The organism is Cytobacillus sp. T106 (genome assembly GCF_040492155.1).
GTDB classification, from domain to species: domain Bacteria; phylum Bacillota; class Bacilli; order Bacillales; family Cytobacillaceae; genus Bacillus_AB; species Bacillus_AB infantis.
On record NZ_JBEUMK010000006.1, the window covers coordinates 171010 to 187908 of the forward strand.

18 protein-coding genes are annotated in these 16899 nt (G+C 46.3%); all 18 read left to right on the plus strand.

The features are described 5' to 3' along the window. Positions 1-57 precede the first annotated feature (57 nt). The 18 genes from ABU165_RS13460 to ABU165_RS13545 all read left to right on the plus strand — a co-directional run bounded on the left by ABU165_RS13460 (position 58) and on the right by ABU165_RS13545 (position 16860). Positions 58-1245: an MFS transporter gene (locus tag ABU165_RS13460; protein ID WP_318060414.1), complete on the plus strand. Its 1188-nt coding sequence runs from the start codon at positions 58-60 to the stop codon at positions 1243-1245. Positions 1246-1319: 74 nt separating this feature from the next. Continuing rightward, positions 1320-1709: a CidA/LrgA family protein gene (locus ABU165_RS13465; RefSeq protein ID WP_224950687.1), complete on the plus strand. Its 390-nt coding sequence runs from the start codon at positions 1320-1322 to the stop codon at positions 1707-1709. Then, the gene (locus tag ABU165_RS13470; protein ID WP_318060350.1) at positions 1687-2379 is read left to right on the plus strand and encodes an LrgB family protein; all 693 of its coding nucleotides are present in this window, start codon (positions 1687-1689) and stop codon (positions 2377-2379) included. The genes ABU165_RS13465 and ABU165_RS13470 overlap by 23 nt, the downstream gene beginning before the upstream one ends. Before the next feature lie 75 nt (positions 2380-2454). After that, positions 2455-2658 carry a ChaB family protein gene (locus tag ABU165_RS13475; RefSeq protein ID WP_009793247.1) on the plus strand — a complete coding sequence of 68 codons (204 nt, stop codon included), beginning with the start codon at positions 2455-2457 and terminating at the stop codon, positions 2656-2658. A gap of 102 nt (positions 2659-2760) precedes the next feature. Beyond that, positions 2761-3192 (plus strand): DUF4362 domain-containing protein, encoded by a 432-nt coding sequence (locus ABU165_RS13480; protein ID WP_318060349.1) that lies wholly within the window; start codon positions 2761-2763, stop codon positions 3190-3192. Between the two features lie 87 nt (positions 3193-3279). Beyond that, positions 3280-4860 carry an ATP-binding protein gene (locus ABU165_RS13485; RefSeq protein WP_318060348.1) on the plus strand — a complete coding sequence of 527 codons (1581 nt, stop codon included), beginning with the start codon at positions 3280-3282 and terminating at the stop codon, positions 4858-4860. Positions 4861-4874: 14 nt separating this feature from the next. Beyond that, the gene (locus tag ABU165_RS13490; RefSeq protein WP_094767739.1) at positions 4875-5552 is read left to right on the plus strand and encodes a response regulator; all 678 of its coding nucleotides are present in this window, start codon (positions 4875-4877) and stop codon (positions 5550-5552) included. Between the two features lie 201 nt (positions 5553-5753). Next, positions 5754-6758: a tripartite tricarboxylate transporter substrate binding protein gene (locus ABU165_RS13495; RefSeq protein WP_129612614.1), complete on the plus strand. Its 1005-nt coding sequence runs from the start codon at positions 5754-5756 to the stop codon at positions 6756-6758. A 14-nt stretch (positions 6759-6772) separates the two neighbouring features. Beyond that, positions 6773-7231, plus strand: coding sequence for a tripartite tricarboxylate transporter TctB family protein (locus tag ABU165_RS13500; protein WP_318060347.1), 459 nt, complete (start codon positions 6773-6775; stop codon positions 7229-7231). A 12-nt stretch (positions 7232-7243) separates the two neighbouring features. Further along, a complete protein-coding gene (locus ABU165_RS13505; RefSeq protein WP_318060346.1) occupies positions 7244-8752 on the plus strand; it encodes a tripartite tricarboxylate transporter permease in 1509 nt (502 codons plus the stop codon). 202 nt (positions 8753-8954) lie between these two features. Continuing rightward, positions 8955-9224 carry a 30S ribosomal protein S14 gene (gene rpsN, locus ABU165_RS13510; protein ID WP_148949286.1) on the plus strand — a complete coding sequence of 90 codons (270 nt, stop codon included), beginning with the start codon at positions 8955-8957 and terminating at the stop codon, positions 9222-9224. 45 nt (positions 9225-9269) lie between these two features. Further along, positions 9270-9611, plus strand: a complete 342-nt coding sequence (locus tag ABU165_RS13515) for a hypothetical protein (protein WP_148949287.1) — start codon at positions 9270-9272, stop codon at positions 9609-9611. 321 nt (positions 9612-9932) lie between these two features. Further along, a complete protein-coding gene (gene ggt, locus ABU165_RS13520) occupies positions 9933-11708 on the plus strand; it encodes a gamma-glutamyltransferase (protein WP_094767736.1) in 1776 nt (591 codons plus the stop codon). A gap of 64 nt (positions 11709-11772) precedes the next feature. Further along, a complete protein-coding gene (locus tag ABU165_RS13525; protein ID WP_248138751.1) occupies positions 11773-12069 on the plus strand; it encodes a hypothetical protein in 297 nt (98 codons plus the stop codon). A gap of 832 nt (positions 12070-12901) precedes the next feature. Beyond that, on the plus strand, positions 12902-13768 hold the full coding sequence (locus ABU165_RS13530) for an ABC transporter permease subunit (RefSeq protein ID WP_022544008.1): 867 nt from the start codon (positions 12902-12904) through the stop codon (positions 13766-13768). Further along, a complete protein-coding gene (locus tag ABU165_RS13535) occupies positions 13765-14676 on the plus strand; it encodes an ABC transporter permease (RefSeq protein ID WP_009793263.1) in 912 nt (303 codons plus the stop codon). The genes ABU165_RS13530 and ABU165_RS13535 overlap by 4 nt, the downstream gene beginning before the upstream one ends. Positions 14677-14790: 114 nt before the next feature. Next, on the plus strand, positions 14791-15369 hold the full coding sequence (locus tag ABU165_RS13540) for a TetR/AcrR family transcriptional regulator (protein ID WP_224950674.1): 579 nt from the start codon (positions 14791-14793) through the stop codon (positions 15367-15369). A 30-nt stretch (positions 15370-15399) separates the two neighbouring features. Then, on the plus strand, positions 15400-16860 hold the full coding sequence (locus tag ABU165_RS13545) for a DHA2 family efflux MFS transporter permease subunit (RefSeq protein WP_396349976.1): 1461 nt from the start codon (positions 15400-15402) through the stop codon (positions 16858-16860). Positions 16861-16899: the final 39 nt, after the last annotated feature.

Consider the following 16899-nt stretch of genomic DNA (forward strand, 5'->3'; position numbering starts at 1 on the left):
TGGGGAGCTTTTCCCGCGTTAAATATATCCATATATCAGGAGAAAGATGTGAAACAGTTGGAAAAACCTCAGCTTTGGACAAAGGATTTCATCAATATTTCCTTTGCCAGTTTTTTTGTATTTGTAATTTTTTATATGCTGACCGTTACACTGCCGGTTTATGTAGCAGATGAACTGCAGGGCGGAGGGCAGGCCATCGGGCTCGTTATTACGGTATTTGTTCTGTCGGCGATAGTTTTCAGGCCGTTTTCTGGAAAATGGCTTGATACCATTGGCCCGAAGAAAATTTTGATCATCGGAGCCTCTATTTTCCTGGCTGGATCTATCCTTTACCTTTTTGTTAAATCACCGTTTGTGCTGCTGATTATCCGGGTCATCCACGGTGCGGGCTTTGGTATGGCAACCACCGCAACAGGAGCTATTGCTGCAGCCATTATTCCGGCTGCGCGCCGCGGGGAAGGGATGGGCTATTATGCCACTTTCATGAACCTTGCCATGGTCATCGGACCATTCGCCGGGCTGACCATTATAGGAGCAGCCAGTTACACCGTACTGTTCGCGGTTTGCATTGCCTGCTCCTTGCTTGCTCTTACCTGCGGATTGATGATGGAGCTGAAAGAACAGCAAGACAGGCAGACCCGGCAGGCAGCAGCAGGGAAAAAGATGAAGCTGTCGGACTTCTTTGAACGGAAGACAGTGCCCATCGGATTCGTTGCTTTTACATTATCTTTTGTCTATTCGAGCGTCATTTCCTTCATCTCGGTGTATGCGAGAGAGCTGGACCTCGTCCAGGCAGCAAGCTATTTCTTTGTCGTTTATGCCGCAGCGTTATTGCTTTCCCGCCCATTTACCGGAAGATGGTTTGATCAGTTCGGTGAAAATAAAGTGATTTATCCGTGCATCCTCTTCTTTGGAATCGGCGTCTGGATGCTGAGTCAGGCATCATCAAGCTTCCAGCTCCTGCTTTCAGGAGCATTTGTCGGCATCGGTTTTGGCACGCTGGTGTCGTGTTTTCAAACCATTGCAGTGGAATCGGCTCCCGCAGGCAGAAAGGGGACGGCAACCGCGACTTTCTTTGTCTTTTTTGACGGAGGCTTTGCCATTGGCTCTTTTATCCTCGGAACTGCTGCGGCCCATTCAGGCTACAGCTATATTTACATGATAGGAACAGTGATTGTCTTGATTGCTGCAGTCCTTTACTTGATCCTCCATGGAAGGAAAGCCGTCCGACGGCTGAATGTATAGAATAAAATTCTAAGCAATTTTGCACTTTTTCCTCTATTATGGATAGTAGATTATCTAGTGGGGGAAGGGTTAGAATGGTGAAAAATGCACTTATCTTTTTATGGCAGCTTTTTTTGCTGTGGATGATTTACGCCGTTTCAGATTTTATCATTGAAATTCTTCACCTGCCCCTTCCTGCAAGCGTACTTGGCATGATGATTTTATTCATCCTCCTGCTGACCGGTGCCGTAAAGGTAAGCCAGATCGAAAAGGGGGCAGCATTCCTAAACCGGCACCTGGCTTTCTTTTTTATCCCGATAGCTGTCGGGCTGATGAGTTACGGGGGACTGATTCGGACGAGCGGCTGGCAGCTTCTCATAATGATTATCGGCAGTACCGTCATCGGGCTAATCATAACTTCCGGCCTGGCAGCTTATTTTTCAGGGAAGGGGGCGGAAAAGGGTGAGCGGGATCACACTCATTAGCATCCTTTTGACGATCATCGTCTATATCGGGGCAAAGGCGCTTTCTGCCCGGCTGCTTTCCCCATTTGCCACGCCTGTTTTTACAGCTACACTTATCATGATCCTTCTGCTGCTTGCCGGAAGGATTACGTATGAAGAATACACGCCGGCTAAAAATATCATGACCTTCATGCTTGGTCCTGCCACTGTCGCTCTTGCCGTTCCTCTGTATCATAACCGGAGGGTGATCAGGGAAAGATTAATGCCTGCTGTCATCGGTCTTACAGCTGGAACCTTATCGACCATCACATCGGCCGTACTGCTGGCAAAAGTGCTTGGTCTCCCGGAAAAAATCCAGGCGACCTCTGCCGTGAAAGCGATCACGACTCCGGTCGCAATCGAAGCTGCCAAAATAATCGGAGGTGACCCGCCGCTTGCAGCTGTTTTCGTCATCTCGGCCGGTATCTTTGGGGCTGTCATGGGCTCTGTTATTCTATCTTTTCTAAGAATCAGCGATCCTTTCGCTAGAGGGCTTGGCATCGGAACAGTGGCCCACGGGATCGGCACAAGCCAGGCAGCAATAGAAGACCCTGTGCAGGGAGCAGTCTCCAGCGCAGCCATGGGTTTCTCGGCTATTCTTACTTCTTTGGTCATTCCATGGTTTTATCCGTTCCTCCAGTTCCTGCTATGATTTCAACTTCTGGTGTTTAAGAAAATGCCATTCAGGAAAAATACCTAACAGGACAAGAGAAGAGGAGGAATCACTATGCCATACGATAAACTAAGCGAACTGCCGGATTCCGTCAAAGACAATCTGCCGCATCACGCCCAGGAAATCTTCAAGGAAGCCTTCAACTCAGCAAGTGAAGAATACGACGAAGAAGAAACAGCCTTCAAGGTGGCGTGGAGTGCGGTGAAGAAAAAGTATGAGAAAGACGATGATGATAACTGGGTGGAGAAGGAAGAATAGGAAAGAGGCTTGATCCTGGTGACAGGGTCGAGCTTTTTTCATTTAATAGACAAGCTTTCAAATGGTATAATCTGAGATAATATATATTTGGAGGGCTGCTTTTTGAAAAAACTCTTCCCCCTTTACATATTGGTTTCTCTCATCCTCCTGGCCTGCCAAACCCAGGAGGAACCTGCACCTAAACTCCCAGACTACAAGCCTTCAGAAGATGATATTGTCTCCATGCACGGAGAAATCCAGAACCTGGACCGGTTTAATTCCTTTATCGTCCATGTACAGCAAGGGCGTAAAGATACCATCAGGGTGGTAAGTTATACAGAAGAAGGCGCCCCGATCCTTCATGATCTTGAATATGATGGGCAAGTCATTCATTCTATTCTTGATACACGAAGAGATGGTTTTGGAGCGGGAATGATTGAAGAAAGAGAATGCAAGTCTGTTGATATAGAAAAAGGGAAAAAGCAGTCAAATTATACCCTTACCGGCTGCGGGTTGAAAAAAGAAGATTACAGTATTTTGATAATCTCGAAATAAAGCGAGTCCAGTTTTCACCAATACATATGACACTCTATTTGAAATTGACTATTATAATAGAAGACAAACAGTTCGGGGTGCCAGCTTATGAGAAAAAAGAAAGCGGTTACGATGCGCACGAAGATTATCGTATTGATTGTATGGCTAATAGCGGGAGTCATTGTGCTTTTGTCCGGGCTATACGCTTATGTAGAATTTGAACAGACAGAGGAAAGTATGGGCAAGCAGGCCCTTTATGTGGCGCTGGCGGTTTCTCATATGCCTGGGGTAAGGGACGCTTTTGGAGAGGATAATCCCTCAGAAAAAATCCAGCCGCTGGCAGAGAGAATCAGGGAGGATATTGATGCTGAATTTATCGTTATAGGAAATGCGGACAGCATTCGCTATTCACATCCGGATGCCGGAAAGATTGGCGGGCGGATGGTTGGTGAAGATAATGAGCGGGCCCTCGAACAGGGAGAAGCATATGTGTCAAAAGCTACTGGGACGCTTGGACCTTCAATTAGAGGGAAGGCGCCAATAGTGGATGACAATGGGGATATTGCAGGCATAGTATCAGTAGGTTTCCTGATGGATGATATCGAGGAGGAGGCTTTAAGCAGGCTGAAGAAAATCGGGCTCATCTCTTTTGGAGCCATTCTCCTTGGAGTAGCAGGAGGGACACTGCTTGCTAGAGATATCCGGAAAGATATGATGGGTCTGGAGCCGCATGAAATTGCCTCCTTATACCATGAAAGGAGTGCAATCCTTGATTCGGTGAAAGAAGGGATCATTGCTGTGAATCGTTATGGTGTCATCACGATGATGAATCCATCTGCCCGGCGGATTCTCGCTCTAGATGAAGACGGAGTAAATAAGAGAATCGCTGATGTTATCAAGGGGACGGGCATGAATAAGGTTTTGGAAACAGGTGTGCCCGAAAAAGATGTGGAAGTACTCCTCGAGGAAAAACCAGTCGTTGTGAACCGGACGCCTATCGTTGAGAACGATGAGGTTATTGGGGCGGTCGCCAGCTTCAGGGACAAAACCGAAATTAATGAGATGCTTAATACTTTATCAGAAGTGAGGCAATATTCTGAGGACCTTCGCGCCCAGACGCATGAATTTACAAATAAATTATATGTGCTGTCCGGCATGATGCAGCTGGGTCAGTATGAGGAAGCGGTCCGTATGATTCAGGAGGAATCAGGTGCCCATGATCAGCAAAATCACATTCTGTTCGAGCAGATCAGGGACAGCAGCCTGCAGGCAGTCCTGCTGGGAAAATTGGCGAAAGCCTCTGAAAAGAAGGTAAGCTTTACGATTGATGACAGCTCGGCGGTTGAACCGCTGCCGGAAAGAATGACGGTTACCCATTTGATTACGATCATCGGCAATCTGATTGATAATGCCATAGAAGCGACAGAAGGGATGGCGGACAGGCGTCTTTCTTTTTTTGCTACAGATATCGGTAATGACATTGTCTTTGAAGTGGAAGATAATGGAGGTGGAATCTTGCCTGAGGATGAGCAGCGGATTTTTGAAAAAGGCTTCTCGACAAAAGAAAAGGACGGCAGGGGATATGGGCTTGCTCTCGTCAGCCAGGCAGTCGGGGAACTGGATGGAACGATTGAAATGAAGACTGGAGAGGCGGGGACGATTTTCACTGTTTTCCTGCCAAAAATATAAGAGGATGAGAAAGAATGATCAAAGCGATTATAGCAGAAGATGATTACCGGGTGGCTGCCATCCATGAACAATTCATAGAAAAATTATACGGCATCGAGTGTATTGGAAAAGCATTGAATGCTGCAGAAGCACTGGAACTGCTCGAGGAAAAGGAAGCAGATCTGCTGATTATGGATATCTATATGCCGGACGAGCTTGGAAGCAGCCTTCTGCCTAAAATAAGACAATGCTTTCCCAATCTTGAAGTGATCATGATTACCGCATCCAATGAAAAACAGATGGTAGAGGAGTCCTTGAGATACGGAGTGATCGATTATATGATCAAGCCGGTAACCTTTGAACGTTTCACGGAAGCAATCCGCAAAGTGAACAAAAAAAGAGATTTACTCGAATGCCGGGAAAGTGAACTGACGCAAGAAGCAATCGATCATTATTTAAGCAGCAGTTCAGCGGCAGTAATAGCTTCCGAAAAGATGCCTAAAGGAATCGATTCACTCACTTTAAAAAAAGTGAAAGAAATTCTGGACGGTATGAAGCAAGGCGTTAATGCAGAAGAACTTGGAAAGGAAATGGGCGCTTCAAGGACGACTGCCCGCAGATACCTGGAATACCTGGTAGCCTCCGATGAAGCAAAAGCTGAGCTGGAATATGGAATTGTCGGAAGGCCCGAGAGAAAATATTATCGATTATAGTCTATAGTTTATAATAGCTGCACCCCATGTTAGCTGATGAGGGTGCAGCTTTTTTGTGTTCTCAACCCCGTGAACAAAATGAACAAAAAGCTCGCAAAGTTCTTAACGCTCAATACTTGTTTAATAGATACAAACTTTTCTGATTTTTTTACAATAACAAAAAAGAAAACGTTTTCACTCGTGGAAAGGAGCAAAAGTTTGATGAAAAAAATGATTCTGGCAGCAGCACTGCTGCTCTGCATGGTGATGATGTCAGCCTGCTCGAGCAAGGAAGCTGCAGGCATTTATAAGGATGGCAAATGGATGCCAAGCAAGCCGATCGAAGTGGTGGCTACGGCTGGAGCCGGCGGAGGCTGGGATACCACAGCCCGCATGGTTGCCCAGACGCTAGAAAAGGACGGGCTTATTGATCAAAGGATGCCTGTCATCAATAAACCGGGCGGAGGGGGAGCCGTCGGCTGGGCGTATATGATGAAAAAGGAAGGCAACCCTCATAATATATTTGTCTCGTCTCCGCCTATTATTCTTGTACCACTTAATGGGCAGTCAAAATACGGAGTAGACGACTTTACCCCGCTGTCCAATCTGATTGCCGACTATGCAGCCTTTGCTGTCAGGGCTGATGCAAAATGGGATGATCTGAATGATTTGTTTGATGATATGAAAAAAGATCCTTCCAAAATCTCGGTGGTTGGCGTTTCATCTCCAGGAAGCATGGATCATATCCAATTTATCAAGATTGCCAAAGCCGCCGGTGTGGATGTGACTAAAATCAAATATGTTTCAGACCAGGATGGCGGAGCACTGACACAGCTCCTCAACGGAAGTGTTGACGTTTATTCTGCCGGTACTTCTGAAACAATCGAGCAGGTGCGTGCCGGAAAGATAAAAGTGCTGGGAGTAACTTCTCCGGAAAGATTGAAGGGCGATACACTCGAGGATTTCCCGACAGCCATTGAGCAGGGCATCAATGAAACCTTTGTGAACTGGAGGGGCTTCTTTGGGCCTCCTAATATGGATGAAAAGCAAATTCAGTATTACGAAGAAAGGCTAAAAGAGCTGAATGATTCGCCGGAGTGGAAAAAGATCCGCGAGAAATATGGCTGGAATGAGCTCTATATGGACAGCGGCGAATACAAGGAGTTTCTAAAGAAGGAAAACGATGAATTGTATAAACTGCTTGATGAGCTGAAGCTGATCAGATAAAGGGGGAATCATACATGCTCAAGCCAATCAATCGAAAAATTGGCCTTGTATTAATAGGATTTGGACTGTTTTACCTTATTTTGAGCTTCAGGCTGCCTGAGTATCCGTATGCGGCAATTGATGCAGACTTTGTGCCAAAATCTCTGGGCTTTCTGCTTCTCCTGCTGTCTGTCCTGCTGTTTTTTTCCAGGAAGGCGGAGACGGAAGAAGAAAAGAAAAAGCGGAAGATACCGGAAGGCGAAGCAAGGACATTGCTTACTGTCTGCGCGTTTATATTGGTTTATATCTTCTTTTTTGAAATGGTCGGCTTTGTAGTCATGACGGCTCTTTTCATATTTATCACAACCTGGTATTTGGGCTATAAGAAAAAATGGACAAACGCAATCGTTTCGGTCGTCTTCTCGCTGTCCATTTACATGATGTTCAATTATCTGCTGCAAATCTCACTGCCGGCAGGCATTCTGCCATTTTAAAGGAGGGATCTTATGGGTTCGTTTGAAGGATTATTATCAGGGTTTCAGGTTGCACTGAGCCTGCAGGGGATCTTATTTGTATTCCTCGGTGTTTTCATCGGTACATTCATCGGCATGATGCCGGGCCTTGGCCCAATCAGTGCGATTGCCATCATGATCCCGGTCACCTATAATATGGACCCAGCCATTGCGCTGATGATGATGGCAGGAGTCTATTATGGAGCGATCTTCGGCGGATCGTCCTCTTCGATCCTGCTGAATGCACCGGGAGTATCGGGGACGGTTGCTACCGCATTTGATGGCTATCCGATGGCCCAGCAGGGGAAGGCGGGCAAGGCGCTGGCCATTGCCGCCATTGCATCGTTCTTTGGCGGGACAGTCAGCGTTGTTCTATTGATGCTGTTTTCCCCGCTTCTTTCGTCGGTTGCCGTTTCATTTGGCCCCGTCGAATACTTCGCTTTGATGCTTTTGGGACTGACGGCCATTTCCAGCTTGTCAGAAGGATCCACACTAAAGGCTTTTATCTCGGCCACTCTCGGCGTCATTGTCGTGACTATCGGAATCGACGGGCAGACAGGCACAGCCCGTTTCACCTTTGACAACGCCTATCTGCTGGAAGGCATCGATTTCCTTATCCTCGCTCTTGGGCTTTTTGCCCTGGCAGAGGTTTGTACATTGATATTTAATAGGAAGAATACTTCTTCATCGGAAAATGAGAACATCGGCAGCCTGAAAATTACCAGGGAAGACTTCCAGGAGATGAAGGGACCGATGGCCCGCCAATCGGTACTGGGTTTCATCCTCGGGGTCCTTCCTGGAGCAGGGGCGACTATCGCTTCTTTCATCGGCTATATTACAGAAAAAAAGCTTGCGAAAAAGCCGGAAGAATTCGGGAAAGGCTCCATCAGGGGACTGGCTGCTCCGGAAACAGCCAATAATGCAGCAACCGGAGGAGCTTTCGTCCCTCTTTTGAGCCTCGGTATTCCGGGATCCGGGACAACTGCAGTCCTGCTGGGGGCCTTCCTGGTGCTGGGCATCCAGCCGGGACCCCTGCTGGTTCAGGATCACCCGGATGTATTCTGGGGCATTATTGCGAGCATGTATATCGGCAATGTGTTTCTTTTGATTTTGAATCTGCCCCTTGTGCCGTATATAGCTAAGGTGCTCACAATTCCGAGGCCGATGCTGATTTCACTCGTTATAACTTTCAGTATGGTAGGCGTATATGCCTTGAGCTTCAACACGTTTGATTTGTACCTGCTTCTGATCTTCGGCATCATTGGATTTCTTATGAGAATTTTCTCTTTCCCGGCGGCACCTTTTATCCTTGCCTTTATCCTGGGCGGAATGATGGAGCAGGCACTGAGGCAGACACTGACTATCTCAGACGGCAGTCTGGCTATCCTGCTGGATCGCCCAATCGGCCTGACGCTCATGATCATAGCTGTTCTTGTTATGATTGTGCCGCTTTTCAGGAGAAAAAAGAAGTCTGGTTCGTCTAAAGGATCACATGCTGCATAGTGAGGAGGGAGCTGTCTTTTGGCAGCTTCTTTTTGTTTTCGAGCAGGCGGGTTTACACGAAAGGCTGATTCATGGTACGATATGTTTTGTTATAGATAGTAATGGTTACGATTTATCCTTTTCTGATCTCGCTGTTCTATCTTTATTTTATCTTGTTTAAATCGTAATTGTTACGTATTAATTCATGGAGGTATTCGTTAAAATGGCTAAAAAATCAAAAGTAGCAAAAGAGAGAAAGCGGCAGGAGATGGTCGCTAAATATGCTGAGATCCGCAGGGAACTGAAGGAGAAGGGCGATTATGAGGCACTGAGAAGGCTGCCGCGCGATTCATCCCCAACCCGATTGAAGAATCGCTGTGAGGTGACAGGCCGTCCTCGCGGATACCTGCGCAAATTTAAAATGTCCCGGATCGCTTTCCGTGAATATTCTCATAAAGGGCAAATCCCCGGAGTCAAAAAAGCAAGCTGGTAATATGATAAACTAAAGGAACAAATCTTACATGGCGGGGTGTTTAGCATGAATGAAAGACTCGTCGATATAATCATAAGAGAGATTGTCTCGGGGCTGCCCCATGAAGACCGGGATCTCTACCAATATGTCACAAACATAGAGGACCGTCTTGCACAGCAGTCCGAAACCTCCGACCAGTTCATGAGCCTCCTGGTCAAGCACTCCCCGCATAAACAGGCGGCAGAAAAGTTCAGCCTGGGAGTGACGGAAACCTATCAAAGGATGCAAATGATCGAGCGGGAGATTAACAAGCTGGTTGAAGAACGGAGAACCAGAATGAAGTGGATTGACCTTACAGATAGGCTGGATGCCGATGGGCAAAGACAGCTGTTTTTGTTTATTTCTTGATGAAAGAGCCTGAGTGGGCTCTTTTTTTCGTATGTAGGGAACGTGGCGGAATGCGGCGTGTGGTTTATTAGCAAGTTTTTCGTTTTATTAGCAAGAAAGTGATTTTATTAGCAGCTTTTCGGATATATTAGCAAGTTTTACATTTTATTAGCAAGTATTGGGATATATTAGCAACTTCGGATTTTTCAATGCCATTAGGCCCAACTTACATAGAATTTGTATGGGTAAAAATATTTAAAATTCTAAATATTCAGCCGCAAATTTGCCAATCCAGCCTTCCTTCTTTTAAGTTAGAAATGAACCAACAATAGGAGGGATAAGATGAAAAAAGCCGCCAGTGTTTTATTTGTGTATTTGTCGAGTTTTATATTGGTATTCGCTCCTCTTGCTGCTGCAGATGCAAAGCATAAACAGGACCCTTATGAAAAATATGGCGAAGTTGCTGTAGGTGAGGATGGCATGGTCGCCACAGCCCATCCGCTTGCTTCAGAAATTGGGGCTAATGTATTGAAGAAAGGCGGAAACGCCGTTGACGCTGCTGTGGCAATTCAGTTTGCCCTCAATGTAACTGAGCCGATGATGTCAGGCATCGGAGGCGGCGGATTCATGATGGTGTATGATGGAAAAACGAAAGAAACAACGATCATCAATAGCCGTGAGCGTGCCCCGGCCGGAGCAGAGCCGGATATGTTCCTCGATGGAAAGGGAAAGCCGATTCCCTTTGCAGAACGATCTTCGGGCGGAACAGCAGTCGGTGTACCGGGAACCTTGAAAGGCCTTGAAAAAGCACTGGATATGTGGGGAACCATCCCTATGAAGAAATTGATCCAGCCTTCTATTAAACTGGCTGATAAAGGTTTTCCAATCGATCCGGTACTGGCAGCGGCAATAGAAGATAATAAAGAAAAGCTGTCCCGGTCAGCAGCTGCTGAAGTGTTTCTCCCAGGAGGCGAGCCGCTGGAAGAAGGCGACATCCTGGTCCAGAAAGATCTAGCCAAAGCGTTTAAGCTAATTAGGAAAGATGGAAGCGAGGCGCTTTACGAAGGGCCGATTGGGGATGCCCTTGCCAAGACTGTCCAGGATTTCGGCGGATCAATGGTGAAGGACGATTTAGAAAAATATGAAGCAGCAATAGACAAGCCTGTGTGGGGGGAATATCAAGGCTATCAGATTGCCAGCATGCCTCCGCCAAGCTCAGGCGGTGTCTTCCTCCTGCAAATGCTCAAAATACTGGACGACTTCGACCTTTCCCAATATCCAGTCCGCTCCTGGGAAAAATATCACCTCATGTCAGAAGCCATGCATCTTGCCTATGCAGACCGGGCAGCTTATGCGGGGGACCCGGAATTCGTTGAGGTTCCAGTTAAAGGACTTCTGGATAAGGACTATATTAAAGAACGGCAGCAGTTAATATCGCTTGATGAAATGAATACAAAGCCTGAAGCTGGGGACCCATGGAAGTATGAAAGCGGGAAACCTGATTACAGTGCAGCAGCTCAGCCTGCAGACAGACAATATGGGGAAACCACCCATTTTACGGTAGCAGACCGGTGGGGGAATGTGGTTTCCTATACAACAACAATTGAGCAGGTTTTTGGTACAGGCATCATGGTGCCGGGCTTTGGAGTGATGCTGAATAACGAACTGACTGATTTTGATGCTGTGCCTGGAGGGGCAAATGAGGTCCAGCCTAATAAGCGCCCGCTCAGCAGCATGACTCCCACGATCGTCTTTGAAAATGACAAGCCGGTACTGACAGTCGGATCACCGGGAGGACCGACCATCATAACCTCTGTCCTGCAAACGATCATCCATGCAATAGAGTACGATATGGAACTGAAAGCTGCAGTTGAAGAACCGAGGATCTATACGAATAACCCATCGTCCTACCGGTTTGAAGAAGGGGTGCCAGTTTCTGCCCTGCAGAGGCTGAAGGAAATGGGCCATCGATTCGGCGAGAAACCAGAAACGATAGGCAATGTCCAAAGCATCCTGATTGATCACAAACAGGGAATATTCAAGGGAGTGGCCGACTCCAGCAGAAGCGGAGCAGCGATTGGAGTTGACCTGAAAGGAAAAGGGAAGAAGAAGCATTAGATACTAAAGGGCTGCGGAAATTCCGCAGCCTTTTTCTGGTAAAATAGGTAACGAGGTGATATTTATGAGCGGATTTATCCATATGGAGGATGAGGAAATCATCTATCATGTTTACAATTTGAACTGGCATCTTCCTGAAGAAACTCAAAAAGAAGCGGCTGATATCTTATTACAGCTCCCCGCAGACAAAGTCCGCATGATTATCCCAAAGTATGGCAAAGCCTGCTGGGAAAATGGAGTAGCAGTCATAAGGAAAATAGGCTATCCAAGAAATGAAAACGCGCTGCAGCGGCTGGAGGTCTCCTGCAGGACAGGAACTGGCCTGGTGCCCTCGACTCAATTGAGGTTTTCAGGGACTTAGGAAAAGAAATCAGTTCTCCCTATATTGAAAGGGAATGCGAAGAAGCAATCAGATGCAGGGATCATGACTGGCTGGAGCACCTTTACTATGCGGTAGAAAGTCTGGGCCTGGAGCTTGAGGATTTTCGGAACGGGGAGACTTACGAAGAGATGCGGAAGCGGGCAGAGGAGCTTCGGGAAATATAGGTTGTTAACATTTGAGACACTCTGATGGTGGGGGAAACGTGGCAGAGTGCCTCTGGAGGGAAATATGAGTCACTTTGATGGTGGGGAAAGCCTGGCAGGGCACTTCAAGAGGAAGATATGAGTCACTCTGATGGAGAGAGAACAGAGCAGAGTGCCTCAAGTGGAGGATATGAGTCACTCTGGAGGTGGTGAAAGCCGCACAGAGTGACTCAAGAGGAAGATATGAGTCACCCTGGTGGTGGAGAAAGCCGAACAGAGTGACTCAAGAAGAGGATATGAGTCACTCTGATGGGGATAAAGCAGGTCAGAGTGCCTCAAGTGGAGAATATGAGTCAGTCTGAAGGTGGTGAAAGCAGCACAGAGTGCCTCAAGGGGAAGATGAGTTACTCTGATGGGGGTGAAAGCTGAACAGAGTAACTCAAGAAGCAGACATGAGTCACTCAGACTACGAAAAAACAATTAGTGCTTCAAGTGAATTACATAAGGCAATCGCTTCAGCATATCAAGCAAAAATATTGTTCCTCAGTGCACTGCAGCCCTGATTCCCTATGTACCCGCTTAATCTTTTAACCTTCCTAAATTTCCTCCTGCCGCATCCTCCCTTGATATATAATAGAAACCGACTTTATACATAGGAAGGAGTACTTATGGCGACTATTTTTCGTAGCCTGACGAGTGTGGTGCTCATTATAATTCTGGCAGTGCTTCCTCTCGGGTTCCATAATGGAGATGCGAAGGTGGTATTCAGTATCATCCCGATGATTGACGAAATCAGGGATTTTATTCAAGGGCTGAAGTCAGGGGAATCCTGGCTATATTTGCAGGGAGAGCGGGAAAGGCCGCTCCTTGAGGATTTGATCCCATATTGGCTGTCTTCCTTTCTCTATCTGACTGTAAGTGCGGTGATTGCTGTCATTCTGTCCGTTTTATTTGGTGTGTTTTTATGGGAAAAAGGAGGCAGGTTGCTGAATGCGGTTCTCGGTTTCACTGGAATGCTCCCTGATTTTATTCTTGTTCTGCTTTTGCAGCTGCTGACGGTATTTGTGCACAAAGAAACCGGAATAAAGACAGTAAAGGTGGCTTCTTCTTCCATGAGTGAGCCGGCTATATTTCTGCCTATATTTACTCTTGTTATCATTCCCTTGTTTTATCTGCTTCGCTCCTTGTCAGAGCGGAGCCATGAAGTTAAAGGAGAAGATTACATACTGGCTGCGAAAGCTAAGGGCTTACGAAAGGGGAGTATCTATCTCTTTCATGTATTCCTAAATGTGCTTCCTTTCTTGAAAGCAGATCTTCACAAGATTTTAAGCATCATGCTTGGGAATCTTTTCATTATTGAATACTTATATAACACAAGGGGAATCACAGCGCTGTTGTTTGTCCAGCAGATTCAATTTGGGTATCAATATAATCTGGTTATCTTTAGCTTGTTAAGCCTTCTTTTACTATATCTCGTTTCTTTATATACTTTAAAGCTATTATTATGGCTGATTGAAAGGGGGCTGCAGAGATGAAAAAAAGGAGGAATCTTCCACTAGCCGCAGGTTTATTGATGCTTGCCTTCTTCCTGCTGGCCGCACTAGCCGGGCCTGAGATTGCACCCTATGGTGTAAACGAATCAAAAAAGATCGACCATATCATAGATGAAGAAGGTAACAGGAAATTAGTAAGTTCGCCTTTTCCGCCTTCTGCGCAGCATCCTTTTGGGACGGATAAATGGGGTTATGACATCTTGACCCTCCTGCTGCATGGTGCTAAATATACTATTTTTACTGTGTTGGGTGTGGCCCTTCTGCGGCTGGTGATTGGAGCAGCGTTAGGAATCTTTCAGGGGATCCGGACAAAAAAAGGGGTACTTAACAACATTTCCTTGTTCAGCGGGATCCCTATATTTATCTTCATCTATTTCATCATGCTCGGCATCAATATTGAACCCAAGCTTTCACCGCTTCAGCTTACCCTTATACAAGGGGCCCTATTGACCATACTTGGCATTAATGGGGTTTACAATGTTATTTTCAATAAGACGCTTGAGCTTAAAAAAATGGCTTATGTGGAGGCAGCAAGGACGCTTGGAGGCAATAGTTCGCATCTTTCTCGCAAGCATATCATTCCATCATTGCGGGCTGATTTCTCGGCGATTTTTGTAAATGAATGCATCCAGGTTCTGCACATCATCGGACAGCTGGGAATCTTTAATTTATTCCTGGGCGGAACGGAAAAGCAGTATTTTCCTACCATTTATTTATCAATAACCAATGAGTGGTCAGGCCTTATCGGACAGTCGCGTTCTTTCCTTTACCACTCCCAGTGGATCATTATCTTCCCTCTTGCAGCTTATGTTCTCCTGCTGGTAGCGTTCTATCTGCTGTCTGCAGGATTAAAGGATAGGAAAAAACTTAACAGGCCAACTCATATATAACAGAGCACATTCAAAAAAATGTGCTTTTTCAGTTTTGTTTTGTTGACTTTCCTCATGAATTCCCATAAATTTATCTAGACCGGTTGTTATAATTTTTCCGAAAGGAGAATGAATTTGGAGGGTAAGCGAAAGACACGAGAGTCAATTTTGTGTGCGGCATCGAATCTATTCAAGTGCCAGGGGTATAATGGCACCGGATTGAATCAAATTATAGAGGTAAGCGGGGCTCCCAAAGGGTCAATTTATTATCATTTTCCAGGCGGCAAAGAGGAGATTGCAGTGGAAGCTGTTAAGCATGTTGGAAATGAAATAAAAACGATGATAAAGAAAGAGCTGGCATCTTCTGAAGATGCGGCAGCAGCCTTCCGCTATCATGCCGAAAAAATTGCTTCATACTTTGATGTGCCCCTGAGCCATGAAAATAGCGGCCTGCACATCGGACTGATTGCTTCGGAAACGGCTCTGACGAGTGAGCCAATCCGGCAGGCCTGTCAGGAAACTTACAAGGAATGGCAATCGCTGTACAAAGAAAAACTGCTGCTTTCCGGATTTTCTGAGGAGAGGTCGAAGGAGCTGGCCCTGCTTGTGAGCTCTATGATTGAAGGGGCGGTCATGCTTTCTAACACCTATGGAAATGGCAAGCCGCTGCGGAATATAGCTGAACATTTTACATATGTATTCAGAGTCCAGTAAAGCAGCGCAGAAGTTGAGAGGAGAATCATTGTGCAAAGTACTAACCAAGGCGCAGCCGCGCCGAATGCATTAAAGGATATCAAAGCGGTTCCTATTATTATTTCTTTCCTGATAGCAGGATTTATCGGCCTGTTCAGTGAAACCGCCCTGAATATGGCAATCAGGGATCTAATTGTGATTTTTGAAACGGATGCAGCTACCGTTCAATGGCTGACAACAGGGTATTTATTGACCCTTGGGATATTGGTGCCGATTTCAGGATTGCTCCTGCAATGGTTTACGACGAGGCAGCTATTTGCAGTATCGCTTGTATTCTCAATCATTGGAACATTCATTGCAGCAATTGCGCCTGTGTTCAGCATCCTGATGCTCGCTCGTGTCATCCAGGCAATCGGAACAGCGCTTCTGCTGCCGCTTATGTTCAATACAATTCTTGTCATCATACCACCGCATAAGCGGGGAGGGGCGATGGGGATCATCGGTCTGGTCATTATGTTCGCTCCTGCAATCGGACCGACGATATCAGGATTGATTCTGCAGAATCTGACATGGCATTGGATTTTCTGGATCTCATTGCCGTTCTTTGTTCTTGCTCTTATTTTTGGACTATTTTATATGCAGAATGTTTCCAGCCCTACCAAGCCAAAGATCGATCTGCTGTCCATCCTTTTATCAACGATCGGTTTCGGTGGAATCGTATTCGGATTCAGCAGTGCCGGTGAAGGAGAAGGCGGATGGGGGAGCCCGAAAGTTATCCTTGCTCTTGTGCTTGGAGTAGTCGGTTTGATTCTCTTCTGTATCCGCCAGACAAAGATGAAGCAGCCTATGATCAATCTTCGCACCTTTTCATACCCTATGTTCAATTTAGGCCTGCTGATGGTGCTGATCGCAATGATGGTCATATTATCTTCAATGATCATGCTTCCTCTCTACTTGCAGAATTCACTTCTGCTGACTACATTTGCGGCTGGGCTGGTTTTGCTGCCCGGAGGAGTGGTCAATGGAATCCTGTCCCCTGTAATGGGACGCTTGTTCGATAAATATGGTCCCACATGGCTGGTCCGCGGCGGTCTTGTGATTGTCACAATCGTCATGTTTGCGTTCTCCGGAATTACAAATGATACGTCAGCCGGATATATTGTAATGCTGCATATCTTCATGATGGTTGGTATTGCGATGGTATTCATGCCGGCTCAGACAAATGGCCTCAATGAACTGCCGCCAGAACTTTATCCAGACGGAACGGCTATCATGAATACACTTCAGCAGGTAGCCGGTGCGATTGGGACGGCTGTCGCGATTTCCATCATGACAGCGGGCCAAAAGAGCTATATGGAAGAAGCTGCAAACCCGCAGGATTCTTCTCTGCTGCCGCTATCATTGACAGCAGGCATCCAGGATGCTTTTATATTTGCCATTTGTGTGGCCATCTTGGGATTGATTGCTTCATTCTTTATTAAGCGTGTCAAGGTTGAGCATCAGGAAAATTAAATAGCGTAAAGCCCGGGCTATGTTCCGGGCTTTATTCTT

What these genes read in the sequence shown, in the direction of transcription:
- ABU165_RS13465 (WP_224950687.1), top strand. Translation starts at nt 1,320, where the DNA reads ATGGTGAAAAATGCACTTATCTTTTTATGGCAGCTTTTTTTGCTGTGG.
- ABU165_RS13475 (WP_009793247.1), top strand. Translation starts at nt 2,455, where the DNA reads ATGCCATACGATAAACTAAGCGAACTGCCGGATTCCGTCAAAGACAAT.
- ABU165_RS13485 (WP_318060348.1), top strand. Translation starts at nt 3,280, where the DNA reads ATGAGAAAAAAGAAAGCGGTTACGATGCGCACGAAGATTATCGTATTG.
- ABU165_RS13490 (WP_094767739.1), top strand. Translation starts at nt 4,875, where the DNA reads ATGATCAAAGCGATTATAGCAGAAGATGATTACCGGGTGGCTGCCATC.
- ABU165_RS13495 (WP_129612614.1), top strand. Translation starts at nt 5,754, where the DNA reads ATGAAAAAAATGATTCTGGCAGCAGCACTGCTGCTCTGCATGGTGATG.
- ABU165_RS13500 (WP_318060347.1), top strand. Translation starts at nt 6,773, where the DNA reads ATGCTCAAGCCAATCAATCGAAAAATTGGCCTTGTATTAATAGGATTT.
- ABU165_RS13505 (WP_318060346.1), top strand. Translation starts at nt 7,244, where the DNA reads ATGGGTTCGTTTGAAGGATTATTATCAGGGTTTCAGGTTGCACTGAGC.
- rpsN (WP_148949286.1), top strand. Translation starts at nt 8,955, where the DNA reads ATGGCTAAAAAATCAAAAGTAGCAAAAGAGAGAAAGCGGCAGGAGATG.
- ABU165_RS13515 (WP_148949287.1), top strand. Translation starts at nt 9,270, where the DNA reads ATGAATGAAAGACTCGTCGATATAATCATAAGAGAGATTGTCTCGGGG.
- ggt (WP_094767736.1), top strand. Translation starts at nt 9,933, where the DNA reads ATGAAAAAAGCCGCCAGTGTTTTATTTGTGTATTTGTCGAGTTTTATA.
- ABU165_RS13525 (WP_248138751.1), top strand. Translation starts at nt 11,773, where the DNA reads ATGAGCGGATTTATCCATATGGAGGATGAGGAAATCATCTATCATGTT.
- ABU165_RS13530 (WP_022544008.1), top strand. Translation starts at nt 12,902, where the DNA reads ATGGCGACTATTTTTCGTAGCCTGACGAGTGTGGTGCTCATTATAATT.
- ABU165_RS13535 (WP_009793263.1), top strand. Translation starts at nt 13,765, where the DNA reads ATGAAAAAAAGGAGGAATCTTCCACTAGCCGCAGGTTTATTGATGCTT.